Raw genomic sequence first — 24,356 nt, 5'->3', positions numbered from 1 at the left:
TCGTTGCTCATAGTTTCGAATAAGTCGTTGCCTGGCCGGTGCCGGCCGGGAGCCCGGCGGCACGGCGGGGCCGGGGTCCGCCCCTAGTGCGTCCCCAGGCGGAGGGCCGCGATTGCTTCCGCACCGGCCTGCCTGAATTCAGTGATGCGTTCGCGCGGCGTGGCGTCGCGGACCAAGGCCTCGCCCACCAGGACGGCGTTGGCACCGTGCCCGGCGTAGTGGCGCACGTCCCCGGCGTCGCGCACGCCTGATTCGGCAATGACCACGGGCCCGGCGGGAATGTTGCCGGCCAGGGCGGCAAAGGTGGACCGGTCCACGGCCAGCGTCTTCAGGTTGCGGACGTTGATGCCGATGATCCTGGCGCCTACGGCCACGGCCCGGGCGATTTCCCCGGCCGTGTGCGTTTCGACGATGGCGTCCATGCCGAGCTCGTGGGTGAGCGCCAGGTAGTCGCGCAGTTCACCGTCGTCCAGTGCCGCAACAATGAGCAGGACCAGGTCGGCGCCATGGGCCCGGGCCTCCCAGATCATGTAGGGGTCGCAGGTGAAGTCCTTGCGCAGCACGGGGATGTCCACGGCGGCACGGACCGCGTCCAGGTCGGCCAGGGAGCCGCCAAAGCGGCGTTCCTCGGTCAGGACGCTGATCACGGACGCGCCGCCGCCTGCGTACCGTCCGGCCAGCGCGGCGGGATCGGCGATGCCGGCCAGTTCCCCCTTGGACGGGCTGCGGCGCTTGACCTCGGCAATGACGCGCAGGTCCGGGCGCTCGTCGCGCCCACCTCCCAGGGCCGCAAAGCCGTCCAGGGCCCGGGGCGCCGCGGCGGCCCGGACCTTCAGTTCCTCAAGGGGCAGGGTCCGCCTGCGGGCGTCAAGGTCCTCCCTGACGCCCGCAATGATGTCCTGCAAGACAGTCACGATTAGTGGCCGTTGTTCTTCAGCTTGCTTCCGCCCACGCCGTAGCCGGCGACCTTCATGGCCACGCCGACAACCAGTCCGACGGCGATGATGGCCACGCCGATCCAGAACAGGATCACGGCGCTTTCACCAATGAGGAAGGCAACGCATCCGACGATGACGCCGACAAGCATGACCGTGACACAGGTCCATGCAGCCGGGCTGTTCCCGTGTCCCAGTTCGATGCTGTGGTCAATGGGGCCCTCGGTGCTGACCGTTGCGGACGTGGTGGCCGACTTGTTGCTCATGGTAAATCTCCCTTTGATGCGGATACTCCAATACATTCTGCCATTAGAAGCAGGCGGAAGCCGAAACCCCGCCGCGCCCCGTACGGCGCCGCGGCCTACGCCGTCGGGTCGTCGCCGCGGCTGAGCCGGTCCCAGCTGTCAACTTCGTCGACCGGGCCGCCCGGGGCGGGCTGCGACGCGGCGGTGGCGGCGTCGTACTTGGAGCGCACGGTCCAGCCGCGGCCCACCCACAGGATCAGCGCGGCGGCGGCGGCCAGGACGGCGGCCGCGGCCACGGCGGCCACGGGGAACCAGGTCGTGGCGGCGTTGCTGGCCACGCCGACCACCCCGGTGGCCTTGCCCACCTCGGCCATGGCCGCCGCGGACGGGTCGGCCAGGACCCCCACCACGACGGCGATGATTCCCGCCGCGGCCAGCAGGACGATGGCGCTGGTGATGATCCGTGCGACCCGGCCCGCGATGGTCGCCGCGAGCGCCCCGGCCAGCGCCACGAGCGCCAGCGCCGACACGGCCACGGCGGCCTTGCTGCCCGGAATGTTCAGGGCCGCCTGCTGCACTGCTCCCTGGGTGATGGACACGTGGATCCAGGTTTGCGTCGTGGTGCCAAACACCGCCAGCGCCGCGAGGACCGCGACCATGATCAGCGTGGACTTGCGCTGCCATGCCTGCATGGATGACTTGGCGATCATGACGGGCTCCCGGCGGTGGTTGCGGTGGCTGCTGTTGTTGTGGCGTCTTCCGCGGCGTTGTCCCCCAGCGCCCGCAGGGATGCCGCGGCATGGACGGCGCGCAGCGGCGCGGCGGCCTTGTTCACCGTCTCCTGGGCCTCGGTTTCATTGACGGAGTCCGCCACAATGCCGCCGCCGGCCTGCACGTACGCCATGCCGTCCAGCAGCAGGGCGGAGCGGATGGTGATGGCCATGTCCATGTCGCCCGCAAAGTCCAGGTAGCCCACCACGCCGCCGTAGATGCCGCGGCGGTGGGGCTCCAGTTCATCCAGCAGCCGCAGCGCGCGCGGCTTTGGGGCCCCGGAGAGGGTCCCCGCGGGGAAGGTGGCCGCCAGCACGTCGTAGGCGCTCTTGTGCGGGCTCAACGTTCCCACCACCGTGGAGACCAGGTGCATGATGTGGCTGAAGCGCTCCACCTCCATGAACTGGGTGACATCCACCGTGCCCGGTTCGCACACCTTGGAGAGGTCGTTGCGGGAAAGGTCCACGAGCATCAGGTGCTCGGAGCGCTCCTTGGGGTCGGCCAGCAGGTCCTTGGCCAGGAACGTGTCCTCCTCCACCGACTTCCCGCGCGGGCGCGAACCGGCGATGGGGTGCGTGATGACCTCGCTGCCGCTGACACTCACCAGGGCCTCGGGCGAGGACCCGACAATGGAGTACGGCAGGCCGTGGGCATCCACAAAGCTGTACAGGTACATGTAGGGGCTCGGGTTGGTGTTGCGCAGCACCCGGTACACATCCAGGGCGGAGGCGTTGCATTCCATTTCAAAGCGGCGCGAGATGACCACCTGGAACACCTCGCCGTCCACAATGGCCTCCTTGCCGCGGTCAACCGCCTTCAGGTATTCGTTGCGGTCCCAGCGTTCCCGGACGCTGTCCGAGAAGGAGGCCGCCGGCACGTCCAGGACGGACATCGGCTGGGCGACGGGAGCACGCAGCTGGCCCAGCATGCCGCGGACGCGCGAGACGGCGTCGTGCCAGGCACCGTCCACGTTTTCGTCCGTGCCGTTGACGTTGATGGCATTGGCGATCAACAGCACCGTGCCCTCGGCGTTGTCGTGCACCGCCATGTCGGAAATGAGGTTCAGTGCCAGTTCGGGCAGGTGCAGGTCGTCCTCGGGCGGGGAGGGAAGCCTCTCCCAGTGCCGCACCGACTCCCAGCCCACAAAGCCGACCAGCCCGGAGGTGAAGGGCGGCAGGCCCTCAAATCGCTCGGTGGCCAGCAGCTTCAGCGTGGCTTCCATGGCGTCCACGGGGTTCCCGTCCAGGGGCACGCCCACGGGCGGCTCGCCCTGCCAGTGGGCGGCGCCGTCGTCCGTGGTGAGGGTGGCGACCGACTTCACCCCAATGAAGGAGTAGCGCGACCAGACGCCCCCGGCGGCCGCCGACTCCATCAGGAACGTTCCGGGGGCCTCGGCGGCCAGTGTGCGGTACAGGCCGATCGGGGTTTGCGCGTCGACCAGCACCTTGAGATGGACGGGGACCACCCTGCGGGTCCGGGCGAGCTCACGGAACTCCTCGAGCGTGGGGCTGATGACACCAAGATCTTGCATGAAGTATCTGTACTTTCGTATCAAGCGGGCGGGTGGACGAAGGGGCTACTCCCCGCGGCTGCCAACCACGGCGGCCAGCCCCCGGCCCTCGAAGCAGGTCCGCGTCCCGGTGTGGCAGGCGGCCCCCACCTGGTCGACCGCGACGAGCAGGGCGTCGCCGTCGCAGTCGATGGCCACCGACTTGACGAACTGGTGGTGGCCGGAGGAATCGCCCTTGCGCCAGTAGGACTGGCGGGACCGGGACCAAAAGGTCACCCGGCCCGTCGTCAGGGTGCGCCGCAGGGCCTCGTCGTCCATCCAGCCAAGCATCAAGACCTCGCCCGTGTCGAACTGCTGGATGACGGCGGCCACCAGGCCCGCGGCATCGCGCTTAAGCAGCGCCGCCACGTCATCGGCCAGGACGGCCGGCTCCGGGGCGCCGGGCACGGACGCCCGCGAGGCGGCCTCCACGGATGGGCGGCTGGCGGGCGTCACGGACTCGGGCTGGGGTTCTGGGGTGAGCGGCATCAAGGGCAATTCTAGTGCCAGAAAAACTTTCCCGCGGGCCCCGCCGCAGCTTCCGTGCGACGCACTGAAGGAACGTGGCGCCCATTACGGCGGTTCCTGGTGCCCATGCAGGCCAATACATGCTAATTTCACAAGTGATGCAATTTGTTGAACCGTCCCGTGAAGTCCTCGCCGAGACCCTGCTGGCCGCCGGTCCGGGAGCGCCTACACTCTGTGCCGGATGGCGGACCCAGGAACTGGCGGCGCACCTCTTCCTGCGCGAACACAGCCCGAAGGTTGGCCTCGGACTGGTCATCAGGCCGTGGAACAAGGTTTCCGAGAAGGCCACTGCCAAGCTGGCCGAGGCCGCGTCCACCCCGGCCGCGTTCACCGAGCTCGTGGAGAAGTTCCGCGCCGGCCCGCCCCGGCTGTCCCCGTTTGCGCTCCCGGCGGTGGACCGCAGCGCGAACCTTGTCGAATTTTTTGTCCACACGGAGGACATCCGCCGCGCAACCGACCGGTGGGCACCCCGTGCGCTGGATCCCGGGTATTCAAGCGCCCTGTGGGCCGAGCTGATCAAGCGCGCCGCGATCCTGTACCGCAGCGTCGACTTGGGCGTGGTCCTGGTCAACCCGGACGGTCCGCGCCATGTGGCCAAGCGGGCGCCCGTCTCGGTCGCTATCATTGGCGACCCCGGCGAACTCCTCATGCACGCCAACGGCCGCACCGGACAGGCGCTGGTTTCCTTTGAGGGCCAGGCCGACGCCGTTGCGCTGCTGCGCACGGCCCCCGTCGGCCTTTAGCGGACTTCGTAGCCTGCCTCGCGGATGGCCTGCTTGACCTCGGCGATGGCGTTGTCCGGGCCGAAGTGGAAGATGGACGCCGCCAGCACCGCGTCCGCGCCGGCTGCCACTGCCGGCGGGAAGTGCTCCGGCCTGCCGGCGCCGCCGGAGGCGATGATCGGCACGTGGACCGCGGCGCGGACCAGGCGGATGAGCTCCAGGTCAAACCCTTCCTTGGTGCCGTCGGCATCGATCGAGTTGAGCAGGATCTCCCCCACGCCCCTCTCGGCGGCCTCGCGGGCCCATTCAATCGCGTCGAGGCCCGTGCCCGTGCGCCCGCCGTGCGTGGTCACTTCGAAGCCCGACGGCGTGTGGCCCCCGCGCGTGCGGCGCGCGTCGACGCTGAGCACCAGCACCTGGGAACCGAAACGCCGGGTGATCTCGTCAATCACGGCCGGGCGGGCGATGGCCGCGGTGTTGATGGACGCCTTGTCCGCGCCGCAGCGAAGGAGCTTGTCGACGTCGGAGACCTCGCGGACTCCCCCGCCCACCGTGAGCGGGATGAAAACCTGTTCGGCGGTGCGCGACACCACGTCAAAGGTGGTGTCCCGGTTCCCGGAGGACGCCGTGACGTCCAGGAACGTGAGCTCGTCGGCACCGGCACGGTCGTAGCGCCGGGCCAGTTCGACGGGGTCCCCGGCGTCGCGCAGGTTTTGGAACTTGACGCCCTTGACCACGCGGCCGGCGTCAACGTCAAGGCACGGGATGACGCGGATGGCGACACTCATGGCGGTTCCCCTTAGATGCGGCAGGCGTGGATGTTGCTGACCAGGATGGCGCGCGCCCCGAGGTCATAGAGCTCATCCATGATGCGGTTCGTGTCCTTGGCCAAAACCATGGAACGGACGGCAACCCAGTCGGAATCACGCAGCGGCGAGACCGTCGGCGATTCCAGCCCGGGGGTGAGCGCGGTGGCCTGTTCCATCAGGGCCTTGGGCACGTCGTAGTCGAGCAGGACGTACTGCCTGGCCACCAGGACGCTGTGGAGGCGGCGGATCAGGACCTCGACGCCGGGAGGCGGGGTGACGCCGCGGCGCCCGATCAGCAGCGCCTCGGAATTGAGGATGGCGTCGCCAAAGATTTCCATGCCGGCGGCCTTGAGCGTGCTGCCGGTCTCCACCACGTCGGCAATGGCGTCGGCCACTCCGAGGCGCACCGAGGATTCCACGGCGCCGTCAAGGCGGACCACCTTGGCGTTGATGCCCAGCTCCGTCAGGTATGTGCGCAGGAGCACGTCGTAGCTCGTGGCCAGGCGCTTGCCTTCGAGCTCGGCGGCCGTGGTGAAGTGGCCCACGGGGCCCGCGAAGCGGAAGGTTGAGATGGCGAACCCCAGCGGCAGCAGTTCGTCGGCGTCCACCTGTGCGTCCAGGAGCAGGTCGCGGCCGGTGATGCCGACGTCGAGCGTGCCGGCGCCGACGTACACCGCAATGTCGCGCGGGCGCAGGAAAAAGAATTCAACGTTGTTTTCCGGGTCCACCATGACGAGTTCACGGCTGTCGCGGCGTTGGCGGTAGCCAGCCTCGGCCAGCATGGCGGAGGCGGCTTCGGACAGGGCGCCCTTGTTGGGGACGGCAACTCTAAGCATGGAAAATGTCTTTCAGGTCGGTTCTACGTCGGGCGGCGCCGGGATTCGGCGCCCGTTCAGGCATGCACGGGCCACGAATGTGGCTAGAGATGCTTGTAAACGTCCTGAAGCGTCAATCCCTTGGCGATCATCATGACCTGCAGGTGGTAGAACAGCTGGGAAATCTCCTCGGCGCAGGCCTCGTCCGATTCATATTCGGCGGCCATCCACACCTCGGCGGCTTCCTCGACCACTTTCTTGCCGATGCCGTGGATGCCGGACTCCAGTTCGGCGACGGTACGGGAGCCGGCCGGCCGGGCTGCGGCTTTCTCACGCAGCTCCTCATATAGTGTTTCGAAGGTTTTCACGGTTTCCAGCCTAACGGGTCGCGCCCGGGTTCAAGGATTTCAGGTCGGTCATTGTCCGGCATGTGTGAAATTCGACCACGGGCCGAATGGGTGGCGACTGGCCGGCGCCTGGCGTCTGGGCCTGCCGAAATCATGAAGGTCCCGCCCACGCCGCCGCCAGGAATCCGCTGAGGTTGGAGATAATGACACCTTCGACGCCGGATGGGTGTCATTGTGTCCAACAGGGCGGGCTTTGCTAACGGACAGGCCCGCCGGAGGGGCTAGCCCGCGTGGGCGAGGGTCAGGGCGGTGGCCAGGGCCGCCGTCGCCGCTTCATGGCCCTTGTCCTCCACGGAGCCCGGCAGGCCGGCGCGGTCCAGGCCCTGCTGCTCGGTGTCGCAGGTCAGGACGCCGAAGCCCACGGGCTTGCCGGTCCGCACGCTGACGTCGGTCAGACCCATGGTGGCCGCCTGGCACACATAGTCGAAGTGCGGTGTCCCGCCGCGGATGACCACGCCAAGGGCGACGACGGCGTCGTAGCGCGGTGCCAGCCGCGCCGCGGCAACGGGCAGCTCGAAGCAGCCGGGGACGCGGATGACCGTGGGGTTGTCAATGCCGGCGTCGGCGGCGCCGCGCAGGGCGCCGGCCAGCAGGCCGTCCATGATTTCGGTGTGCCAGCTGGCGGCGACAATGGCCAGCGACAGGCCCGATGCCTGCGACTTTTCCTCGCCGCTGAATCCGATGACGGGTGCTCCGTGGCCGCTCATGTGGTGGGTCCTTCCGTGGGTGTGTGGGGTGCCGGGTAGGGCGAGGTGATGTCGAGGGTGTGGTGCATGCGGTCGCGCTTGGTCTCCAGGTAGTGCAGGTTCTCCGCGCGGGCCGGTACGTGCGTGGGGACGATCTCGGTGACGCTGATGCCGTGGCGCAAAAGGTCCTCCGATTTCAGCGGGTTGTTGCTCAGCAGGCGGATGCTGCCGAGCCCCAGGGCGTGGAGGATGCCCGCCGCGGCGGCGTAGTCGCGCCCGTCCACGGGCAGGCCCAGCTGTTCGTTGGCCTCCACCGTGTCCGCGCCGGCCTCCTGCAGGCTGTAGGCGCGCATCTTGTTGGCCAGCCCGATCCCGCGCCCCTCATGGCCGCGGAGATAGACCAGGGTGCCCCCCTGGCGGTGGATCATTTCCAGCGCATAGTCCAGCTGTTCACCGCAGTCGCAGCGGAAGGAGCCAAAGACGTCGCCGGTGAGGCATTCCGAGTGAAGCCGGACCAGGGGGCCGGACCCGCCAGATTCAGCTTCCCCGCCGGGCGCGCTGAGGCTCAGGTGCTCGGCGCCGGTGGCGGAGTCAACCCAGGCCTGGGCCTGGAAAACCCCGAAAGGCGTGGGCAATGTCACAGCCGGCCCGCCCGTAACAATTGCGTCGGGGGCGGCACCGCCGCGACGTGCCGCGACGGCCTCACTCATGGTGGCCCCCCGCCGCGGCGGCCGTCGTCCCAACTGCCGCGCCGCTCGCATTGAGGTGCGCCACCAGGTCCGCGATGGAGATCAGGACCAGCGAGTTGGCGTCCGCGAACTCCCGGAGGCCGTCGAGCCTGACCATCTGGCCGGCGTCGTCCACCACTTCGGCGATGATCGCGACCGGTTCGCAGCCGGCGAGCCTGCACAACTCGACGGACGCCTCGGTGTGCCCGGGCCGCTGGCGCACCCCCCCGGGGACGGCGCGCAGGGGGAACATGTGCCCCGGCCGGGTGAGGGCGTCGGGCCTGGACGAGGGGTCGGCGAGGACGCTGGCGGTCAGCGACCTGTCGGTGGCGCTGATGCCGGTGCTCACGCCGACGGCGGCGTCGCAGCTGACCGTGTAGGCGGTGCCCTTGGCGTCCTGGTTGTGCGCCACCATGGGCGGCAGCGCCAGGGCGTCGGCCCGGTCGTCTTCCATGGGGACGCAGATGACGCCCGAGCTGTGCCGGATGGTCCAACCCATGAGGGCCGGGGTGCTGTGCTGGGCGGCGAAGATGATGTCGCCCTCGTTTTCGCGCTTCTCGTCGTCCACCACCAGCACGGCCTGCCCGGCGGCGATGGCCGCGACGGCCGCGGACACCGGATCCAGCAGGGTCTCCGGGTTGGTCAGCGCGCTCATGGCAGCACCACCCCGGCGCCGGCGGCGGCGGCCGGGACGGCAAACTGCAGCAGGCGTTCGGCGTACTTGGCCAGCACGTCCACCTCCAGGTTCACCTGCGCCCCCACAGCCTTGCCGCCCAGCCCGGTGTTGGCGAGCGTGACGGGGATCAGGCCCACCTCGAACCACTGCCGCGCGTCCTGCGCCGGGCTCACGGCCGTGACCGTGAGCGAGACGCCGTCGACGGCGATGGAGCCCTTTTCGGCGATGTAGCGGGACAGCGGGGCGGGCACGGAGAACCGCAGCCGGTCCCAATTGCCCTGGCTTTCGCGTTCCAGCAGGGCGCCCACGCCGTCCACATGGCCCTGGACCACGTGCCCGTCCAGGCGTCCGCCGGCCGGCACGCAGCGTTCCAGGTTCACGGTGGCGCCAACGGCCAGCGCACCCGTGGTGGTGCGCTGGAGGGTCTCGCCCATGACGTCCACCTCCACCACGGTGCCGTCGATCCGCACGGCCGTCAGGCAGACGCCGTTGACGGCGAGGGAGCCGCCCAGGGGCAGCCCGCGGATGGTGTCGCCCGACGTTGCGGTGTCCAGGACCAGCGTCGCGCTGTCCGAGTCCGGGGTGGTCTGGAGCCGGACCACGGTGCCGCGGCCTTCAATAATTCCGGTAAACATTTACTCGCGTCCTTCTGTGGTGGTGTGGGCAGCGGTGCTGCCGGCACGTGCGTTGGTGGCCGGCTGCCTGGCCGGCATGAGCGTGAGCTTGAGGTCGGGGCCCAGCCGCTCGACGGGGCCGGAGGTGGTGTCGTCCCATTCCCACTGCTGCGCGTCGGCCAGCGTGCCGATGCCCAGGTCGTTCAGGGCCGGGATCCCGGACCCCAGGAGGGTGGGTGCCAGGTAGACGATGAGCTCGTCCACCAGGCCTGCGGCCAGGAAGGCGGCACTCACCTTCGAGCCGCCCTCGATCATGAGGTGCCCCACCCCGCGGCTGTGGAGTTCGTGCACGACGACGGCGGGGTCGTGGGTGTGCAGCTGCAGGAATCCGGGGGCGGTGCGCAGCCGCACCGCGGCGTCCCCGGGGACGTCGCGCAGGCCCATGACGACGCGCAGCGGCTGGTGCCCGGCGTCGCCGCCGTCGGCGTCGCGCGCCGTCAGGCGCGGGTTGTCCCCGAAGATGGTGCCCGTTCCCACCACGATGGCGTCCACCCGGGCCCGCAGCTTGTGCGAATCCTCCCGGGATTCCGCCGAGGTGATCCACTGGCTGGTGCCGTCGGCCGCGGCGATCCGGCTGTCCACGGTCTGGGCAAGCCGGGCAGTGACAAAGGGCCGGCCAGCCCTGACCGCGGCAAACCACTGCCGGTTAAGCTCCAGCGCCTGGTCCGCCATGAGGCCCGAGCGGACGTTGATGCCTTCGCGGCGCAGCTTCTCCCCCCCTCCCGCGGCCGGTGCGTGGGGATCATCCACCGCATAGACCACGTTGCCAATGCCGGCCTCGATGATGGCCTGGGAGCAGGGGGACGTGCGGCCCTGGTGGTTGCACGGTTCGAGCGTGACCACCATGGTGGCCGCCGAGAGGTCCCGGCGGGTCCCGCGCAGGGAGTTGATGGCGTCAGCCTCGGCGTGCGGCGTGCCGGCCCCGAGGTGCCGGCCGATGGCCAGGACGGTGCCGTCGGCGTCGATGATGACGGCGCCCACCAGGGGGTTCGCGCCGCGCACGCCCTGCCGTGCCACCGCCAGGGCCGTCTCCATCGCGACCACGACCGCGTCGCTGAAGGCCTCCGTGTCATGGCGCCGTGTGGTGGGATTCACTGGACTGCCCTCGTTTCCGACGGTGCCGGGGACGGCCACGCCGGCGCAGTTGCGGCGCCCGCGGACCCGGCGGATGCGGCATTGCGCCCCGCTCTCCACCAGACGAAGAATCCGGCCAGCGTGAACGCCCCGTAGAAGATGTACATGAAGGCGGAGGCGTAGTAGCCGGCACTGAAAAGCAGCGGCACGCCCACAAGGTCCACGGCCACCCAGATGAGCCAGAATTCCACCCAGCCCTTGGCCATGCCGTACGTGGCCAGCAGCGAGCCCATGAAGATCCAGGCATCCGCCCCCACGGGTTCGTAGGAGCCCAGGGCGCGGAACACGGGGGTGAGGACCGCCGTGCCGCCGATCATGGCGGCCACCAGGAGCCAGCGCGTCCGGGTCCCGGCCCAACGCGGGGCGACGGCCGCGCCCGGGGAGCCACCGGCGTCGTGCTTCAGGGCGCGGGACTGGCGCCAGCGCTGCCAGCCGTAGATGGAGACGGCGATGAACATGACCTGTCGCCCGGCCTGTCCCAGCAGGTTCGCATAGACGGGCGAGCCGAAGACCGAGCCCATGAAGACCGTGAAGAGGAGCGCGTTGCCGACGATGCCCACCGGCCAGGCCCAGATTTTACGGCGCATGCCGCCGAGGGCGCTGGCGAGCCCAAAGAGATTGCCCATGACTTCACGCCAGAGGAGGAACCCGCCGCCGGCGAATTCATACTTGGCGTCAAAGAGCCATCGCAGAAAGTCCACTGTTACCCACCCTTTCGAACCGCGATGGCTCCGGGGGTAACGTACAGATTTGGCGCCGCCGCGAACGTGCCGCCTGTTGCGGCACACTTTGGCGGCAAGCCAAAAGTGTTCGTGCTTCTCCCATCCAGACTTTAACTGTCGGTACTGGAATTTCACCAGATCAACCGTGCGCCGCCTGCTGTTTCCAGCCTGCTGCGCGCGGGTCGCGGACTATAACCGCCGGTTCGGAATTACACCGACCCCGGAGCACGTTGATGTTGCTTTGAATTTGGTACTGCCTGGCGTCCGCCGTGGTGGCGGACGTCCCCTTCATTATGGCACCTCCGCCCGTGCCGCCAAATTCGGCGGCGGCATCCCTGCCTGCAGGGGTGCCGACACGGCCCCGCCCGTTTCCATTTCCGGCGGGTTCAGCCGAAGGCGAGTCGGCCCTTGGCGCGCAGGGACTCGATGGCCTCCGCCGGGGAAGGCTTCCCGTACACGGCTGAGCCGGCGACGAAGACGTTCGCCCCGGCCTCCGCGGCGCGGGTGATGGTCTCCTCCGTGATGCCGCCGTCCACCTGGATGGCCACGTCCACCCCCGCGCCGTCGACGGCGGCGCGCGCCCGGCGGATCTTGGGCAGCATGACGTCCAGGAACGCCTGGCCGCCGAAGCCCGGCTCCACGGTCATGATCAGCAACATGTCCAGCTCCGGGAGCATGTCCAGGTAGGGCTCCACCGGGGTCGCCGGGCGCAGGGCCATGCCTGCCCTGGCCCCGCGGGCGCGCAGTTCACGGGCCAGCCGGATGGGGGCGTCGGAGGCCTCGACATGAAATGTCACGGACGCCAGCCCGGCGTCCGCGAACTGCGGCGCCCAGCGGTCCACGTCTGCAATCATCAGGTGGGCGTCCAGGGGCACCGGGCTGACCTTTTGCAGCCGTTCCACCACGGGCAGGCCGATGGTCAGGTTCGGCACAAAGTGGTTGTCCATGACGTCAACATGGGCGGCGTCGGCGTTGGCGATGCGGGCCAGTTCGGCCTCAAGGTTGGCGAAGTCGGCGGAGAGGATGCTGGGGTTGATGCAGCACTGCAGCGCGGAGCTGGGCATGGTGCCTGCCTTTCGGTACGGTCAGAGCTTGCGGATGAGGGCCAGGAACATGGCGTCGGTCTGGTGCAGGTGCGGCCACAGCTGGGCCGTCATCCGGTGGGTGGGCAGCGGGGACAGTACATTGCCTGCGGCCTTGCCTGCGGCGTTGCCGGCGCCGAGGTCCCCGGTCAGGCTGGCGGCGTCCAGGGCGGCGCCCGCGTCGAGCAGTTCCAGGTCGTCGCGCCTGCGCAGGGCGTCGTCCACCACTGCGATGGTTTCCGCCGCGTGCGGCGAGCACGTCACGTAGGCGACCACCCCCCCGGGCTTGACGGCGTCCAGCGCCGAGTTGAGGAGTTCGCGCTGCAGCGGGCCCAGTTCGGAGACGTCGGAGAGCTGGCGGCGCCAGCGGGATTCGGGGCGGCGGCGCAGGGCGCCGAGCCCGGTGCAGGGGGCGTCCACCAGGATCCTGTCGAACGACGCCGGATGGTCGCGTCCCACGTCGCGGCCGTCACCCGTGCGCACCGTCCAGGCGTCCTCGGGGACGGCAGCCATGGCCTGGGCCACCAGCTTGGCGCGGTGGGCGGAGGGCTCGTTGGCCAGGATCCAGGCGCCCCTTTCGGCGGCCAGGGCGGCGAGCAGCGCGGCCTTCCCGCCGGGGCCGGCGCACATGTCGAGCCAGCGCTCCTCGCCGCCGTCGAGCCCGGACTTCAACTCCACGCCGGCCAGGGCGCGGGCAACCAGCTGCGAGCCCGCGTCCTGGACGCGGACGGTGCCCCCGCGGACGCTGGCCAGACGGCCCGGGTCCCCGCCGGAGGACAGGGCCGAGTCGATGACGAGCGGGCCGGGGGTGAATCCGGCGTCGAACGCCTCCTCCAGGCTGCCGATCCCGGGCAGCGCCACGAGGTTCACCACGGGGGCGGCGTTGTCGGCCTCAAGCACCGCCGTGATTTCGGAGACGTCGCGGCCGTGGGCCACCAGCGCCTGGCGCAGCGCCCGGACAATCCATTCGGGGTGGGAATGCACCAGGGAGGCGATCTTGACCTCATCCGTGAGCCCGGCGGTCAATTCCGCGAGCCACGCGGGCAGGTCCCGGGCCGCGACCTTGCGCAGCACGGCGTTGACCAGCGCGGACGGGCCGGCGCCGATGACGGCGCGGGCCAGGCCCACCGTCTGGTCGAGGGCCGCATGGGCCGGGACGCGCATGGCCACGAGCTGGTGGACGCCAATGCGCAGTGCGTCAAGGACGGCCGGGTCCAGCTCGGCCAGCGGGCGGTCCACGCAGCGGGCCAGGATGGCGTCGTAGGTGCCCTGGCCGCGCAGGGCGCCGTACGCAAGCTCCGTGGCAAAGCCGGCGTCGCGCCGGTCCAGGTGGTGGTTCCTGATGCGCGCCGGCAGGACCAGGTTGGCGTAGGCGTCGTCGCCGGAAACGGCCCGGAGCACTTCAAAGGCGACCAGGCGGGCGGGGTCCGCCGCGCGGGTTCGCTGGGACGGTGCCGACTCCGTGCGGTTGCGCCCGGTGCCCCGGTTGCGTTCACGTCCGGCATCGTCGCGTCGCCGGACACCGCCGGGCCGGTTGGACCGGCCCGAAGGCCCGCCTTGCTCGCTGGTCATTCAAACACCACATCTTCCTTGTTGGCCAGGCCGCGGGCCCAGTCGCCTGCCTTCATGGATTTCTTGCCGGCCGGCTGGACCATGCCCAGTTCGACGGCGTGGGAGCCTGTGCCCACCAGGACGGCCCTGGGGTCCACCCGCAGCTGCCCGGGCGCCAGCCCCCTGACATCCGGACGCACCGTGACGGGGCGGAGCTTGACGCGCTGGCCACGCAGCCGCGTCCAGGCGCCCGGCTCGGCGGTGACGCCGCGGACCCTGCGGTCGATGGCCGTCGCGGGCTCCTGCCAGTTCACGTGGCCGTCTTCCAGCGCAAGCTTCGGCGCCAGGGAGACCCCGCCCTCCTGCGGAACGGCGGTGAGGCGTCCGGCGGCCAGGCCGTCAATGGTCTGGGCCAGCAGCACCGCGCCGCTGTGCGAAAGACGCTCCAGCAGTGCCTCGCTGGTGTCGTCGGGGCGGATGGCTTCGGTCATGGTGCCGTAGACATCCCCGGTGTCCAGGCCCTTGTCGAGGAGGAAGGTGGACGCGCCGGTGAGGTCGTCGCCGTGGATCACGGCGTGCTGCACGGGGGCGGCCCCGCGCCAGGCAGGCAGCAGGGAAAAGTGCAGGTTGACCCACCCGCGCTCCGGGATGGACAGTGCGGATTCAGGCACGAGGGCGCCGTACGCCACAATGGCGGCCACCTCGGGACGGGCGGCCGCGATGGCCTCCCGCGCAGCGGCGTCGACCTTGTCCGCCTTGATGACGGGCAGGGCGAGCTCGGCGGCCCGCACTGCGACGGGCGACGGCGTGAGGACCCTTTTGCGGCCGAGCGGCGCGTCCGGGCGGGTCAGGACCGCGACAATCTCATGCCCGGCGGCCCGGAGCGCCTCGAGGGACGGCAGGGCGACGGCGGGGGTCCCGGCAAACAACACCCTCATCCGGCGGCACCGGCGCCGAACGCGGAGCCGACGGTGCGGGCACGCTTGGTAAGGGTCTGGGCCGTGACGTTGTGGTAATTGGCCGTGCGGATGGAGCGCAGGGCGGCCTTGCGGTCCTCGCCTTCGAGCCGGTCCACATAGAGCTTCCCGTCCAGGTGGTCCGTTTCATGCTGAAAACACTTCGCCAGCATGCCGGTGGCTTCCATGTCCAGCGGCTGGCCGTTCATGTCGACGCCGGTGAGCCGCACCCAGCGGTGCCGGCGGACGCGGAAGCCAAGGCCGGGGACTGACAGGCAGCCCTCGGGCTCGTCGGGGGCGAAGTCGTCGCTGGCGGCAATCACGGGGTTGATGACGTGGCCCTCGTGGCCGTCCACCGCGTAGGTGAAGATGCGCCTGCTGATGCCGACCTGCGGTGCGGCGAGCCCGGCGCCGCTGACATCGGCCATGGTCTCGGCCATGTCCTCGACCAGCTTGGCCAGCTCCGGGCCAAACTCAGTCACATCCGAGGCTGGGGTCCGCAGGACGGGGTCGCCAATGAGGCGAATGCTCAAGATGGCCATGGGTGGGACCTCACTTTGCTTCAGGTGCGTGCCGTTGCGGGCTGCGGGACAGCTCCGCCATCCAGTCTAGTTGGCCCGTCCCGGGTGCCTGCGCGCCGACGGCGGCCGGGCGCTCAGCCGGCGGGCGGGGCGATGGGCAGCAGTGGCGCCCCGGCCTGGGCCGCGTCCAGCGACGTCTGCCAGACGCGGCGCAGGGAGGCGAACTTGAACCAGTGCTGCTTGAGCACGGCCGGGTTGGCGCGCAGCGTGCGGACCTCGGTTTCACCGACGGCCACCCCGAGCAGCACGGGGTCCTGGCCGTACTTCCAGGCTTCCCAGGCGCCGGCGGACTCGTCCACGATGGACTCCTCGGCCTTCATGCCCGCCACGAGTTGCATGACCACCTTGGCGTCGAGGCTTTTCACCTGGCCGTTGCGGTCCGTGCCCTTGGTCTTGTAGTCGATGATGCACAGCTTGCCGCCGATGACGGCCACCAGGTCCAGGGTGCCTGCATAGCCAAGGGTTTCATTCCACACCGTGATTTCCGGCGCCAGCGGCTGGACCTTGTACTCGTCCCACCAGGAGTCGAAGCGGACGGCGAAATTTTCCTCGCCTTGTTCGGCCAGCTCGGCCCGCGCCTCCGGCATTTGGTGCGGACGGCCCAGGGCGCGCAGCGCCACCTGTTCGCAGTAGTGGTGGACCCGGTCCCCGCGCGACGCGGCCGCGTCGCGGTATTGTTCGGCCGCGTTTGAACTGTCCCGCACCACGGTGCGCATTTGGCCCGGGTTGCCCACTGCGGCGGCCAGGTCCGGGTGCCCCGCCACGGCCTTGGCGGCCATGTAGCCGATCCAGCCGTCCAGGCTCGCTGCCTGCTGGCCTATCACCGTGGTGATGGAGGGGACCTTGGGCGGGTCCGTGAGGGAGCGGGCGTACATGCGCCCCAGGTCGGTGGTGTGTGCCAATGCTGGTGCCGTCATGGTTCCACTATTTCACTACCCGCCGACACTCTGCGGGCCGGCAGCGTCCGGCTGTGGATAACACCCGCTGTGGATAACACCCGGGGCGTGGCACGGAAAAGCCCCGCTCCCCTGCGTTGACGGCAGGCCGGCGGGGCTGTACTTCCTGGTGGGCGATACTGGGTTCGAACCAGTGACCTCTTCGGTGTGAACGAAGCGCGCTACCACTGCGCCAATCGCCCAAAGTTGTCCGTTTGGATGCTTTCGGATCCTGCGGCATTCCCTGGTGCGTTCAAAAGAATAGCCCAAATTTCCCAGGTCTGCATAATCGGGCCAAAACTGCGCGCGCCCTGGGGCGGACCGCGCCGCGGGACGCCAGAACCGGGAGCGGCCACACTGTCCGATGGTCCGGGGCCGGGGCCGCAAGCCCCTCCCCCAGGGCCGCCAAACGCCCTCGAATCACAGCCCTGTAATTCAGGTCGACGGTCCAACTTCCGCGCCGTTGCTGCGATCCGCTGCCACAGCCCCGCCGGGGCGCGGGTGGGCGCCCCGTTCGATTTGGCGTTTGGGAAATAGCTCGGGTACAGTTTTCATCGCAGCAACACGGAACACCGGGGCGGAAACGCGTCGGGCTGGGAAATGATGCTTCTGCGGTTGTAGCTCAGCTGGTAGAGCACCACCTTGCCAAGGTGGATGTCGCGAGTTCGAATCTCGTCAACCGCTCGCAGGACACCGTTCAGCACTCACGGTGGGGTGGCCGAGAGGCGAGGCAACGGCCTGCAAAGCCGTGTACACGGGTTCGAATCCCGTTCCCACCTCCATTTTAGGCTGAACCAAGGTATGTCACGGCACTGTTGATCTGAACAGTGCCGGTGGGATGCATTGGGCGATTGGCGCAGCGGTAGCGCGCTTCCCTGACACGGAAGAGGTCACTGGTTCGATCCCAGTATCGCCCACGGATGAACCGGAAAGTTCATTCTGCTGGTGAAAGTCGGCTAAAGTAGTGCAGCAACATGATGCGGTTGTAGCTCAGCTGGTAGAGCACCACCTTGCCAAGGTGGATGTCGCGAGTTCGAATCTCGTCAACCGCTCGGATGTAACGGAAGGAACTGCCGGAGTCCTCGGATTCCGGCAGTTTTTCCGATCCACCACCCCTTGGGGCGATTGGCGCAGCGGTAGCGCGCTTCCCTGACACGGAAGAGGTCACTGGTTCGATCCCAGTATCGCCCACCATCCAGACGTACGACGGCGACGCAAGCCTTGCGTCGCCGTCGTGCGTTAAGCGGCGTACGTTTAAGCTAGTGGGCCAGCTTCAGCCCCACAATGCAGCCGACCAGGCCCCCCAGGAGCAGCACCTTCAGCAGGGACACGGCCTCCGTGCCGGTGGCCATGGCGTAGGCGACGGTCAGGGCCGCGCCGATGCCCACCCACACAGCGTAGGACGTGCCGACAGGCAGCGTCCGCATGGCCCAGGCAAGGCCACCCATGCTGGCCCCGAGGGCCGCCACGAAGACGATGCTGGGCAGCAGTTTGCTCAAGCCCTCGCTCTTGCCCAGGGCAGTGGCCCATACGGCCTCAAGGACTCCGGAGACAATCAAGACAAGCCACGCCATGGGAATTCCTCCACCACGCCGTCTTGTCGCTGGCCGGGTACGGCGCACCTCGTCCGGGTGCCTGCTGGCTCCTGCCATCTTGGCACACCCGGCGGTGCCGGGGGGAATCGCCCCGGGCGCACCAGACTTAGCTCGCCGGCGCGTCCGGTGTCCCGGCTGCGGGCACTGTGAGGGCATTCCGCGCCGCTTCCGTGGCCGAGGTCATGTCCAGCAGGAAGCGCGTCACGAGCTCAATCTCCGGGGCCGTGTACTTCTCCGCGGCGCCTCGCAGCTGCTGCGCCAGCGGCGTGAACAAAGCGCGCCCGACGTCCCGCGCATGGTTCGTCATGGCCAGCTCGACCTGCCGCCGGTCGGACTGGCTGCGCCGGCGGTTCACGTGGCCCGAGCGTTCCAGCCTGTCCACGAGGGCCGTGGTGGCCGGGGAGCTCAGGTTCAGGGCCTCCCCCAGTCTTCCCGGGGTCAGCGGGCGCTCCGGGGTGCTGGGGCGGATGAGGAACCCCAGGGCATTCAAGTCCGTGCGGTGCAGTCCGTGCAATGCGGCGGTCCGTTCCACATAGCGGTCTGATTCATATGTGAACCCGCGCATGGCAGCCATGAGTTCTCCTGTGGGGTCATGTGGTTCCATGGGACCCATCTTCCGCCATTCTCGGCTCAAAGGCATCATTTTTCTCTTCATCTTCAAATATCTTGATTATGGAAGTACTATGTCGACCATGGATCTTCGCAACCGTTCACCCAGGAAGTGGCTGCGGCTGACGCTGCCGGCAGTGCTGATCGTCATCTGGCTGTTGATAGCCGGCGTGGGCGGGCCCACCTTTGGCAAGATCTCCGACGTCTCCACCAACGACCAGGCCTCCTTCCTGCCCGCCAGCGCCGAATCGACCGCCGTCCAGGACTGGCAGAGGCGCTTCGTGGACAGCAGCACGATCCCGGCCGTGGTGCTCGTCACCTCCGGGACGGAGTTCAGCCCGGCGCAGCTGGCACGGCTGGCGGCCCTGCCGGACAAGCTGGGCGCCGTGCCCGGCGTCCGGACGGCCTCGGGCGGGGCGGCTGCCGGGATTGCCGGCCCCATCCCGTCGCGGGACAAGCTCGCGGTGGAGTTCATCGTTCCCGTCGCCGACGCCGGTGAACTGAAGACCGTGGTCGACGGGCTCCGCGCGGTCCTGGCGGCGCAGGTGACGGAGGGCATGAGCTACTACGTCACGGGGCCGGCCGGGCTCACCGCGGACCTTATCGGGGCCTTTGCCGGGATCGACGGCGTGCTGCTGCTGGTGGCGCTGCTGGCCGTCTTTGTGATCCTGCTGGTCGTCTACCGCTCCGTGGTCCTGCCGGTCCTGGTGCTCTTCACCTCCGTCGTGGCCCTCTGCGCGGCGATCCTGGTGGTGTACGCCCTGGCCAGCGCGGACGTGATCAAGCTGAGCGGGCAAAGCCAGGGCATCCTGTCCATTCTGGTCATCGGCGCCGCGACCGACTATTCGCTGCTGCTGGTGGCGCGCTTCCGGGAAGGCCTGCACGAGGTGGAGTCATCCTGGACCGCCATGGGACGGGCCCTCCGCAGCGCCTGGGAACCGATCACCGCCTCCGGCACCACCGTGATCCTGGCCCTGCTGTGCCTGTTGGTCTCCGACTTGAATTCCAACCGCAGCCTGGGGCCCATCGCCGCCATCGGCATCTTCTTTTCCCTGCTGGCCGCGCTCACCTGCCTCCCGGCCCTGCTGGCGCTCTTTGGCCGCGCGGCCTTTTGGCCGTTCCGGCCCAAGGTTGGACCCGGGCACTCCCACAAGCACGCCGCGGACGGCACGGCCGCCCCGGCCCCGTCCAAGGGCGACGACGTGGCGCGCGGCCTCGCCGGCATTGGCGGGCTGTGGCGCCTTGTGGGCCTGCTGGTGGCCCGCCGGCCGAACCTGACCTGGGTGATCACCCTGGGCGTGCTTGTCCTGGCCAGCAGCGGCGTACTGCAGCTCCAGGCGCACGGGGTGTCCCAGACCCAGGTCATCCTGGGCCCGAGCAACGCCGTGGACGGCCAGGCGGCGCTGGCACGGCACTTCGACGCCGGCAGCGGCAGCCCCGTGGTGATCGTCGCCGACGCGGACAAGCAGCGCGAGGTCCTCGCCGCCGTCGAACGCGTGGCCGGGGTCGCGGGCGCGGCCGTCCAGACCGAAGGAGGGCGGCCCGGCACCGGAGCACCCGCCGTGGTCAGGGACGGGCGCGTGCTGATCAATGCCACCCTGGCGGACCAGGCCGATTCCGACCGCGCCGAACAGGTGGTGGCCAACCTCCGGTCCGGGCTGCCCAAGGTCGACCCGGGTGTGCTGGTGGGCGGCGTCACGGCCATCGCCCTGGACACCAACACGACGGCGCAAAACGACCTGGTGAAAATCGTTCCCCTGGTCCTGGCGGTCATCCTGCTGGTGCTCATGGCGCTGCTGCGCTCCCTTGTGGCGCCGCTGGTCCTGATCGGTTCCGTGATCGTCTCCTACACGGCGACCATGGGCGTGTCCGCGCTGGTGTTCAACCACGTCTTTGGCTTTCCCGGCGCCGACGCGACGGTTCCGCTCTTTGGCTTTGTGTTCCTGGTGGCCCTCGGCGTCGACTACAACATCTTCCTCATGACCCGGGTCCGCGAGGAGTCCCAGCTCATGGGAACCCGCGCCGGGGTCCTGCGCGGGCTCGGCAAGACCGGCGGGGTCATCACGTCGGCCGGCGTGGTGCTGGCCGCCACGTTCGCCGCCTTGGGCGTCATACCCCTGCTGTTCCTGGCGCAGCTGGCGTTCATCGTCGCCTTCGGCGTGCTGCTGGACACCGTCATTGTCCGGTCGCTGCTGGTCCCGGCGCTGTCCTACGCCATCGGCAGGCGCATGTGGTGGCCGTCGCGGGCCGGGCGCGGGCCCGGCCCGGCACCCGCCCGCGCCGACGGCGCCCCGCAACTTCACGCCCGGCAGAGCCCCCGGGGATGAGCTGTTGACATCCCCGCCGCACCCACTAGCCTGATTGGAGGTTGGGGCGCGAATGGCCCCAGGAGCGAAGGGAGGTGCCCATTGTCTATTTTTGACGATATCAAGGGCAGGGCCGAGGGGCTGTTGCGGGGACACGAAGTTCAGGTCAAGGACGGCATCCAGAAGGCTGGCGATTTCATCGACAGCAAGACCGGTGAGAAGTTCAAGGACCAGATCGACGGCGTCCAGCAGGCGGCTTCGGATTTTGTGGACAGGCCCAAGGCCTGATTCCGCTCCTTCGCCCCTGACATGGCGTCAAGGCAGGCGCCGGTCCCGTCGAGAGACGGCACCGGCGCCTTGCGCGTTTAAATCCGGTCCGGCGGGCGGCGGCTACGCGCCGCGGCCGGCGGGCTGCGGCTCGGACACCGCCGGGCCGGGAATGGCCTCCGCGGAAGGCGCCCCCTGCGCCTCGCGGGCCAGGGCCATCAGCCGGGACACTGCGCGGAAATACTTCTTTTGGTAGCCTCCGGCCATCATCTCGGGGGTGAAGAGTGCGTCCAGGGGGGCGCCGCTGCCCAGGATCGGCACGTCCTTGTCATACAGGCGGTCGGCCAGCACCACAAAGCGGAGGGCAACCGACTGCTCGGTGATGGTGTGCACGTTGCGCCAGACGACGGCGTCGATCCCGTCAAGGAGCTGCCGGTACCGGGACGGGTGAACGCCGGCCAGGTGGTCCACCAGGGTGCCGAAATCGTCCACGGCCACCGTCTTGTCCTCAAACTCCCGGCGCATGGTGGCGTCAAGGTCGCTGTTGAGCAGCGGCTCGGGCGGGGTGGGCAGGCCGCGGTGGCGGAAGTCCTCGCCATCGATGTGCAGGATCTCGAACTGGTCCGCCAGCACCTGGATCTCCCGCTGGAAGTCGACCGCCGCGAACCGACCGTCGCCCAGGGCGCCCGGCAGGGTGTTGGACGTGGCCGCCAGCTTGACGCCGGCGTCGGCCAGTTCCCGCATGAGCCGGGACATCAGCACGGTGTCGCCGGGATCGTCCAGTTCAAACTCGTCGATGCACACCAGCTTGTAGCTGCTCAGCGCCTCCACCGTCTTTCGAAAGGACAGGGCCCCCACCAGGTTGGTGTACTCGACAAAGGTGCCGATGGCCTTGGGGCCCTCCACCTGGTGCCACAGCGAGGACAGCAGGTGGGTCTTTCCGACGCCAAAACCGCCGTCAAGGTAGATGCCGGCCCGGGAACCGGGCTTCCTGGTCCCGTCGCCAAAGAGCTTGCCGCCGAATAACCGCCGCAGGCCTCCCGCCGGTTTCGAGGCAACCTGGCTGCCGAAGTCTTCCAGCACCCGCACGGCCTCGGCCTGAGACGGCTGGGCCGGGTCCGGGCGGTAGCTGGCGAAGGAAACCTCGCCAAAGCGTGGCGAGGGGACGAATCCCTTCAGCAGTTCCTCCACCGACACCGCCGGCCGGCGGGTGGAAAGTTGCTCAACGTGTACCAAGGACTGATCCGTTCATCGAAAGGAATTTTCGTGCGTGCTTCACGGCGCCGCAGGGGCCCCTCCAAGAATACCCACTTAGATGTTGCGCCACGTTAACGCGAGGGAGTAATCCCGGCCCGGCCGTGGTTACTGTAAGGGAGAGGACAGGCCGCCGCGTGTGCAAGCTGCGGCCGGCAAATCCCGCCTTCGCCCCACGGACTGTGCCGGACGTTCCCGGTGCCGCCTGGTGCGAGCCGTCCATGAAAGGGGCACCATGCCTGTTGCAGTTGATACAAATAAGAAGTTCGCGTCCTATGCGCACCCGGAGCGGCTGGTTTCCACCGATTGGCTGGCCGAGGCCCTTGCCAGCGGTGCCACGAAGGACGGCCGCCTGGTGGTTGTCGAATCCGACGAGGACGTCCTGCTGTACGAGACCGGCCACATTCCCGGTTCGGTCAAGATTGACTGGCACACCGACCTGAACGACGACGTTACCCGCGATTACATCGACGGCGCCGCGTTCGCCGCGCTTGCCGCCGCCAAGGGCATCTCCCGCGACACGACCGTGGTGGTGTACGGCGACAAGTCCAACTGGTGGGCCGCGTACGCCCTGTGGGTCTTCACCCTGTTCGGCCATGAGGATGTCCGGCTGCTCGACGGCGGCCGGGACAAGTGGATTGCCGAAGGCCGCGAGCTGACCACTGACGCCACGGAGGTCACCCCCGCCGCCGGCTACCCCGTGGTGGAGCGCAACGACGCCCCCATCCGCGCCTACAAGGAAGATGTCCTGGCCCACCTGGGCAAGCCGCTGATCGACGTCCGCTCCCCCGAGGAGTACTCGGGCGAGCGCACCCACATGCCCGCCTACCCGCAGGAGGGAACGCTGCGCGGCGGCCACATCCCCACCGCGGCGTCCATCCCGTGGGGCCGTGCCGCGGACACCGACGGCACGTACCGCAGCCGCGAAGAGCTCGAAGCCCTGTACCTGGGCGAGGCCGGGCTGAAGGCAGGCGACGACGTGGTGGCCTACTGCCGCATCGGTGAGCGTTCCAGCCACACCTGGTTCGCGCTGAAGTACCTGCTGGGCTTCGACACCGTCCGCAACTACGACGGCTCCTGGACCGAGTGGGGCAACAGCGTCCGCGTCCCGATCGCCAAGGGAACCGAGCGCGGCGAACTGCCCTCGTCAAACTAGCTCCTGTCGCAGTTGCTCCCTTCCCCGAAAAGAAACGTACGCTTTAGTTGATGACTACTTTTCAAGCACTTCCGCCGGCGCTGGCCGAGATCGTGAAAGATTTCCAGGAACTGGAGGAGCGCGACCGTCTCACGCTCCTCCTGGAATTCTCCCGGTCCCTGCCGGCCCTGCCGGAACGTTTAACGTCCCACCCCGAGCTGCTCGAGCAGGTGGTGGAATGCCAGTCGCCGCTGTTCCTGACGGTCGAGGCGGAAAAAACCGACCACGGCGACGTGGTCCGGCTGTTCTTCCAGGCCCCGCCGGAGGCGCCCACGACGCGCGGATTTGCTTCGGTCCTCCACGAGGGACTGGACGGGCTGACAGCGGAGGAGATCCTGGCGGTGCCGGACGACATGCCGGAACAGCTCGGCCTTACGCGCGCCATTTCCCCCCTGCGCATGCGCGGCATGTCCGCCATGCTGGGCCGGGTCAAGCGCAAGATTGCCGGCGGACTCCGCCCGGCAGCCTAGGGCGGCAGTTTGGCATTGCAGCCGGCGTTGAACGGGCGGCAGATGCGGGTGTCCGGGTTGCCGTGACGTTGAAATGGCAGCAGCTGCGGATGTTCGCCCGCAGCTGCTGCCTTTTCATTGCCTGGCGGGCCCCACCGGGCCGCCCCGGAAGTTC

The 24,356-nt window shown here is 69.0% G+C and carries 27 protein-coding genes, 6 tRNA genes and 2 riboswitches; of the genes, 10 read left to right on the top strand and 23 right to left on the bottom strand.

Annotation, left to right across the window (positions count from 1 at the left end):
- Positions 1–83: 83 nt before the first annotated feature.
- From trpC to hisI, 5 genes are all read right to left on the bottom strand, one after another.
- On the bottom strand, positions 84–914 hold the full coding sequence (gene trpC, locus G6034_RS09495; RefSeq protein WP_176634864.1) for an indole-3-glycerol phosphate synthase TrpC: 831 nt from the start codon (positions 912–914) through the stop codon (positions 84–86).
- A gap of 2 nt (positions 915–916) precedes the next feature.
- Positions 917–1,201, bottom strand: a complete 285-nt coding sequence (locus G6034_RS09490) for an HGxxPAAW family protein (RefSeq protein WP_176634863.1) — start codon at positions 1,199–1,201, stop codon at positions 917–919.
- 95 nt (positions 1,202–1,296) lie between these two features.
- Positions 1,297–1,890 (bottom strand): Trp biosynthesis-associated membrane protein, encoded by a 594-nt coding sequence (locus tag G6034_RS09485; RefSeq protein ID WP_176634862.1) that lies wholly within the window; start codon positions 1,888–1,890, stop codon positions 1,297–1,299.
- Positions 1,887–3,482: an anthranilate synthase component I gene (locus G6034_RS09480; protein ID WP_176634861.1), complete on the bottom strand. Its 1,596-nt coding sequence runs from the start codon at positions 3,480–3,482 to the stop codon at positions 1,887–1,889. Before G6034_RS09480 ends, G6034_RS09485 begins: the two co-directional genes overlap by 4 nt.
- 45 nt (positions 3,483–3,527) lie before the next feature.
- Positions 3,528–3,989 (bottom strand): phosphoribosyl-AMP cyclohydrolase, encoded by a 462-nt coding sequence (gene hisI, locus G6034_RS09475; RefSeq protein WP_176634860.1) that lies wholly within the window; start codon positions 3,987–3,989, stop codon positions 3,528–3,530.
- A gap of 137 nt (positions 3,990–4,126) precedes the next feature.
- Between hisI and G6034_RS09470 the strand changes: the two genes are divergently transcribed.
- On the top strand, positions 4,127–4,771 hold the full coding sequence (locus G6034_RS09470; protein ID WP_176634888.1) for a TIGR03085 family metal-binding protein: 645 nt from the start codon (positions 4,127–4,129) through the stop codon (positions 4,769–4,771).
- Here the strand turns inward: G6034_RS09470 and hisF are convergent.
- The 15 genes from hisF to G6034_RS09395 form a co-directional block, all read right to left on the bottom strand.
- Entirely contained in the window at positions 4,768–5,538 is a 771-nt protein-coding gene (gene hisF / locus G6034_RS09465; RefSeq protein ID WP_176634859.1) for an imidazole glycerol phosphate synthase subunit HisF, read from the bottom strand. The two genes, G6034_RS09470 and hisF, sit on opposite strands and share 4 nt — an antisense overlap.
- An 11-nt stretch (positions 5,539–5,549) precedes the next feature.
- Positions 5,550–6,395 carry an ATP phosphoribosyltransferase gene (gene hisG / locus G6034_RS09460; protein WP_176634858.1) on the bottom strand — a complete coding sequence of 282 codons (846 nt, stop codon included), beginning with the start codon at positions 6,393–6,395 and terminating at the stop codon, positions 5,550–5,552.
- 83 nt (positions 6,396–6,478) lie between these two features.
- Complete coding sequence (locus tag G6034_RS09455; protein WP_176634857.1) at positions 6,479–6,742, bottom strand: phosphoribosyl-ATP diphosphatase; 264 nt, start codon at positions 6,740–6,742, stop codon at positions 6,479–6,481.
- Positions 6,743–7,002: 260 nt separating this feature from the next.
- Entirely contained in the window at positions 7,003–7,488 is a 486-nt protein-coding gene (ribH, locus tag G6034_RS09450) for a 6,7-dimethyl-8-ribityllumazine synthase (RefSeq protein ID WP_176634856.1), read from the bottom strand.
- Positions 7,485–8,177 (bottom strand): GTP cyclohydrolase II, encoded by a 693-nt coding sequence (gene ribA, locus G6034_RS09445; protein WP_176634855.1) that lies wholly within the window; start codon positions 8,175–8,177, stop codon positions 7,485–7,487. Before ribA ends, ribH begins: the two co-directional genes overlap by 4 nt.
- Positions 8,170–8,850 carry a 3,4-dihydroxy-2-butanone-4-phosphate synthase gene (gene ribB / locus G6034_RS09440; RefSeq protein ID WP_176634854.1) on the bottom strand — a complete coding sequence of 227 codons (681 nt, stop codon included), beginning with the start codon at positions 8,848–8,850 and terminating at the stop codon, positions 8,170–8,172. The genes ribA and ribB overlap by 8 nt, the downstream gene beginning before the upstream one ends.
- Complete coding sequence (locus G6034_RS09435) at positions 8,847–9,506, bottom strand: riboflavin synthase (protein ID WP_176634853.1); 660 nt, start codon at positions 9,504–9,506, stop codon at positions 8,847–8,849. Before G6034_RS09435 ends, ribB begins: the two co-directional genes overlap by 4 nt.
- Positions 9,507–10,580 (bottom strand): bifunctional diaminohydroxyphosphoribosylaminopyrimidine deaminase/5-amino-6-(5-phosphoribosylamino)uracil reductase RibD, encoded by a 1,074-nt coding sequence (gene ribD / locus G6034_RS09430; RefSeq protein WP_176634887.1) that lies wholly within the window; start codon positions 10,578–10,580, stop codon positions 9,507–9,509. It lies immediately after the preceding gene.
- Between the two features lie 56 nt (positions 10,581–10,636).
- Entirely contained in the window at positions 10,637–11,380 is a 744-nt protein-coding gene (gene pnuC, locus G6034_RS09425; RefSeq protein ID WP_176634852.1) for a nicotinamide riboside transporter PnuC, read from the bottom strand.
- Between the two features lie 108 nt (positions 11,381–11,488).
- Positions 11,489–11,633, bottom strand: a riboswitch (FMN riboswitch).
- Between the two features lie 154 nt (positions 11,634–11,787).
- Positions 11,788–12,465 (bottom strand): ribulose-phosphate 3-epimerase, encoded by a 678-nt coding sequence (gene rpe, locus G6034_RS09420; protein ID WP_176634851.1) that lies wholly within the window; start codon positions 12,463–12,465, stop codon positions 11,788–11,790.
- A gap of 21 nt (positions 12,466–12,486) precedes the next feature.
- On the bottom strand, positions 12,487–14,055 hold the full coding sequence (locus G6034_RS09415; protein ID WP_176634850.1) for an RsmB/NOP family class I SAM-dependent RNA methyltransferase: 1,569 nt from the start codon (positions 14,053–14,055) through the stop codon (positions 12,487–12,489).
- A complete protein-coding gene (fmt, locus tag G6034_RS09410) occupies positions 14,052–14,972 on the bottom strand; it encodes a methionyl-tRNA formyltransferase (protein ID WP_176634849.1) in 921 nt (306 codons plus the stop codon). The genes G6034_RS09415 and fmt overlap by 4 nt, the downstream gene beginning before the upstream one ends.
- Positions 14,969–15,532 (bottom strand): peptide deformylase, encoded by a 564-nt coding sequence (gene def, locus G6034_RS09405; RefSeq protein ID WP_176634848.1) that lies wholly within the window; start codon positions 15,530–15,532, stop codon positions 14,969–14,971. Before def ends, fmt begins: the two co-directional genes overlap by 4 nt.
- A gap of 113 nt (positions 15,533–15,645) precedes the next feature.
- Positions 15,646–16,488: a cytochrome gene (locus G6034_RS09400; RefSeq protein WP_176634847.1), complete on the bottom strand. Its 843-nt coding sequence runs from the start codon at positions 16,486–16,488 to the stop codon at positions 15,646–15,648.
- Positions 16,489–16,634: 146 nt separating this feature from the next.
- Positions 16,635–16,709 (bottom strand) — tRNA-Val (locus G6034_RS09395).
- A gap of 408 nt (positions 16,710–17,117) precedes the next feature.
- On the opposite strand from G6034_RS09395, the gene G6034_RS09390 reads away from it, so the two are divergent.
- From G6034_RS09390 to G6034_RS09370, 5 genes are all read left to right on the top strand, one after another.
- Positions 17,118–17,190, top strand: a tRNA-Gly gene (locus tag G6034_RS09390).
- A gap of 24 nt (positions 17,191–17,214) precedes the next feature.
- A tRNA-Cys gene (locus tag G6034_RS09385) sits at positions 17,215–17,288 on the top strand.
- Between the two features lie 63 nt (positions 17,289–17,351).
- Positions 17,352–17,423, top strand: a tRNA-Val gene (locus G6034_RS09380).
- Between the two features lie 62 nt (positions 17,424–17,485).
- Positions 17,486–17,558, top strand: a tRNA-Gly gene (locus G6034_RS09375).
- Positions 17,559–17,625: 67 nt separating this feature from the next.
- A tRNA-Val gene (locus tag G6034_RS09370) sits at positions 17,626–17,700 on the top strand.
- Between the two features lie 65 nt (positions 17,701–17,765).
- Here the strand turns inward: G6034_RS09370 and G6034_RS09365 are convergent.
- The gene (locus G6034_RS09365) at positions 17,766–18,080 is read right to left on the bottom strand and encodes a DMT family transporter (protein ID WP_176634846.1); all 315 of its coding nucleotides are present in this window, start codon (positions 18,078–18,080) and stop codon (positions 17,766–17,768) included.
- Between the two features lie 12 nt (positions 18,081–18,092).
- Positions 18,093–18,154, bottom strand: a riboswitch (guanidine-III (ykkC-III) riboswitch).
- Positions 18,155–18,207: 53 nt separating this feature from the next.
- The gene (locus G6034_RS09360; protein ID WP_246295566.1) at positions 18,208–18,705 is read right to left on the bottom strand and encodes a MarR family winged helix-turn-helix transcriptional regulator; all 498 of its coding nucleotides are present in this window, start codon (positions 18,703–18,705) and stop codon (positions 18,208–18,210) included.
- Positions 18,706–18,793: 88 nt separating this feature from the next.
- Between G6034_RS09360 and G6034_RS09355 the strand changes: the two genes are divergently transcribed.
- Both G6034_RS09355 and G6034_RS09350 read left to right on the top strand, forming a co-directional pair.
- Positions 18,794–21,037 (top strand): MMPL family transporter, encoded by a 2,244-nt coding sequence (locus tag G6034_RS09355; RefSeq protein ID WP_176634845.1) that lies wholly within the window; start codon positions 18,794–18,796, stop codon positions 21,035–21,037.
- An 81-nt stretch (positions 21,038–21,118) separates the two neighbouring features.
- Positions 21,119–21,304, top strand: coding sequence for an antitoxin (locus G6034_RS09350; RefSeq protein WP_176634844.1), 186 nt, complete (start codon positions 21,119–21,121; stop codon positions 21,302–21,304).
- A gap of 102 nt (positions 21,305–21,406) precedes the next feature.
- Here the strand turns inward: G6034_RS09350 and zapE are convergent, their stop codons facing one another.
- Positions 21,407–22,519 carry a cell division protein ZapE gene (gene zapE, locus G6034_RS09345; RefSeq protein WP_176634843.1) on the bottom strand — a complete coding sequence of 371 codons (1,113 nt, stop codon included), beginning with the start codon at positions 22,517–22,519 and terminating at the stop codon, positions 21,407–21,409.
- 253 nt (positions 22,520–22,772) lie between these two features.
- Between zapE and G6034_RS09340 the strand changes: the two genes are divergently transcribed.
- Both G6034_RS09340 and G6034_RS09335 read left to right on the top strand, forming a co-directional pair.
- Complete coding sequence (locus G6034_RS09340; RefSeq protein ID WP_176634842.1) at positions 22,773–23,693, top strand: sulfurtransferase; 921 nt, start codon at positions 22,773–22,775, stop codon at positions 23,691–23,693.
- Between the two features lie 50 nt (positions 23,694–23,743).
- Positions 23,744–24,202, top strand: coding sequence for a SufE family protein (locus G6034_RS09335; RefSeq protein ID WP_176634841.1), 459 nt, complete (start codon positions 23,744–23,746; stop codon positions 24,200–24,202).
- Positions 24,203–24,356 lie beyond the last annotated feature (154 nt).

The sequence above is a fragment of the Arthrobacter wenxiniae genome (assembly GCF_013376105.1).
GTDB classification, from domain to species: domain Bacteria; phylum Actinomycetota; class Actinomycetes; order Actinomycetales; family Micrococcaceae; genus Specibacter; species Specibacter wenxiniae.
Note: the sequence above shows the minus strand (reverse complement) of the source record. Positions and strands in the feature narration are given on the sequence as shown.

Coding starts and splice junctions, on each gene's coding strand:
- G6034_RS09490 (WP_176634863.1), bottom strand. CDS start 1,201: ATGAGCAACAAGTCGGCCACCACGTCCGCAACGGTCAGCACCGAGGGC.
- G6034_RS09485 (WP_176634862.1), bottom strand. CDS start 1,890: ATGATCGCCAAGTCATCCATGCAGGCATGGCAGCGCAAGTCCACGCTG.
- G6034_RS09480 (WP_176634861.1), bottom strand. CDS start 3,482: ATGCAAGATCTTGGTGTCATCAGCCCCACGCTCGAGGAGTTCCGTGAG.
- hisI (WP_176634860.1), bottom strand. CDS start 3,989: ATGCCGCTCACCCCAGAACCCCAGCCCGAGTCCGTGACGCCCGCCAGC.
- G6034_RS09470 (WP_176634888.1), top strand. CDS start 4,127: ATGCAATTTGTTGAACCGTCCCGTGAAGTCCTCGCCGAGACCCTGCTG.
- hisF (WP_176634859.1), bottom strand. CDS start 5,538: ATGAGTGTCGCCATCCGCGTCATCCCGTGCCTTGACGTTGACGCCGGC.
- hisG (WP_176634858.1), bottom strand. CDS start 6,395: ATGCTTAGAGTTGCCGTCCCCAACAAGGGCGCCCTGTCCGAAGCCGCC.
- ribH (WP_176634856.1), bottom strand. CDS start 7,488: ATGAGCGGCCACGGAGCACCCGTCATCGGATTCAGCGGCGAGGAAAAG.
- ribA (WP_176634855.1), bottom strand. CDS start 8,177: ATGAGTGAGGCCGTCGCGGCACGTCGCGGCGGTGCCGCCCCCGACGCA.
- ribB (WP_176634854.1), bottom strand. CDS start 8,850: ATGAGCGCGCTGACCAACCCGGAGACCCTGCTGGATCCGGTGTCCGCG.
- G6034_RS09435 (WP_176634853.1), bottom strand. CDS start 9,506: ATGTTTACCGGAATTATTGAAGGCCGCGGCACCGTGGTCCGGCTCCAG.
- ribD (WP_176634887.1), bottom strand. CDS start 10,580: ATGGAGACGGCCCTGGCGGTGGCACGGCAGGGCGTGCGCGGCGCGAAC.
- rpe (WP_176634851.1), bottom strand. CDS start 12,465: ATGCCCAGCTCCGCGCTGCAGTGCTGCATCAACCCCAGCATCCTCTCC.
- G6034_RS09415 (WP_176634850.1), bottom strand. CDS start 14,055: ATGACCAGCGAGCAAGGCGGGCCTTCGGGCCGGTCCAACCGGCCCGGC.
- fmt (WP_176634849.1), bottom strand. CDS start 14,972: ATGAGGGTGTTGTTTGCCGGGACCCCCGCCGTCGCCCTGCCGTCCCTC.
- def (WP_176634848.1), bottom strand. CDS start 15,532: ATGGCCATCTTGAGCATTCGCCTCATTGGCGACCCCGTCCTGCGGACC.
- G6034_RS09400 (WP_176634847.1), bottom strand. CDS start 16,488: ATGACGGCACCAGCATTGGCACACACCACCGACCTGGGGCGCATGTAC.
- G6034_RS09365 (WP_176634846.1), bottom strand. CDS start 18,080: ATGGCGTGGCTTGTCTTGATTGTCTCCGGAGTCCTTGAGGCCGTATGG.
- G6034_RS09360 (WP_246295566.1), bottom strand. CDS start 18,705: ATGGAACCACATGACCCCACAGGAGAACTCATGGCTGCCATGCGCGGG.
- G6034_RS09355 (WP_176634845.1), top strand. CDS start 18,794: ATGGATCTTCGCAACCGTTCACCCAGGAAGTGGCTGCGGCTGACGCTG.
- G6034_RS09340 (WP_176634842.1), top strand. CDS start 22,773: ATGCCTGTTGCAGTTGATACAAATAAGAAGTTCGCGTCCTATGCGCAC.
- G6034_RS09335 (WP_176634841.1), top strand. CDS start 23,744: ATGACTACTTTTCAAGCACTTCCGCCGGCGCTGGCCGAGATCGTGAAA.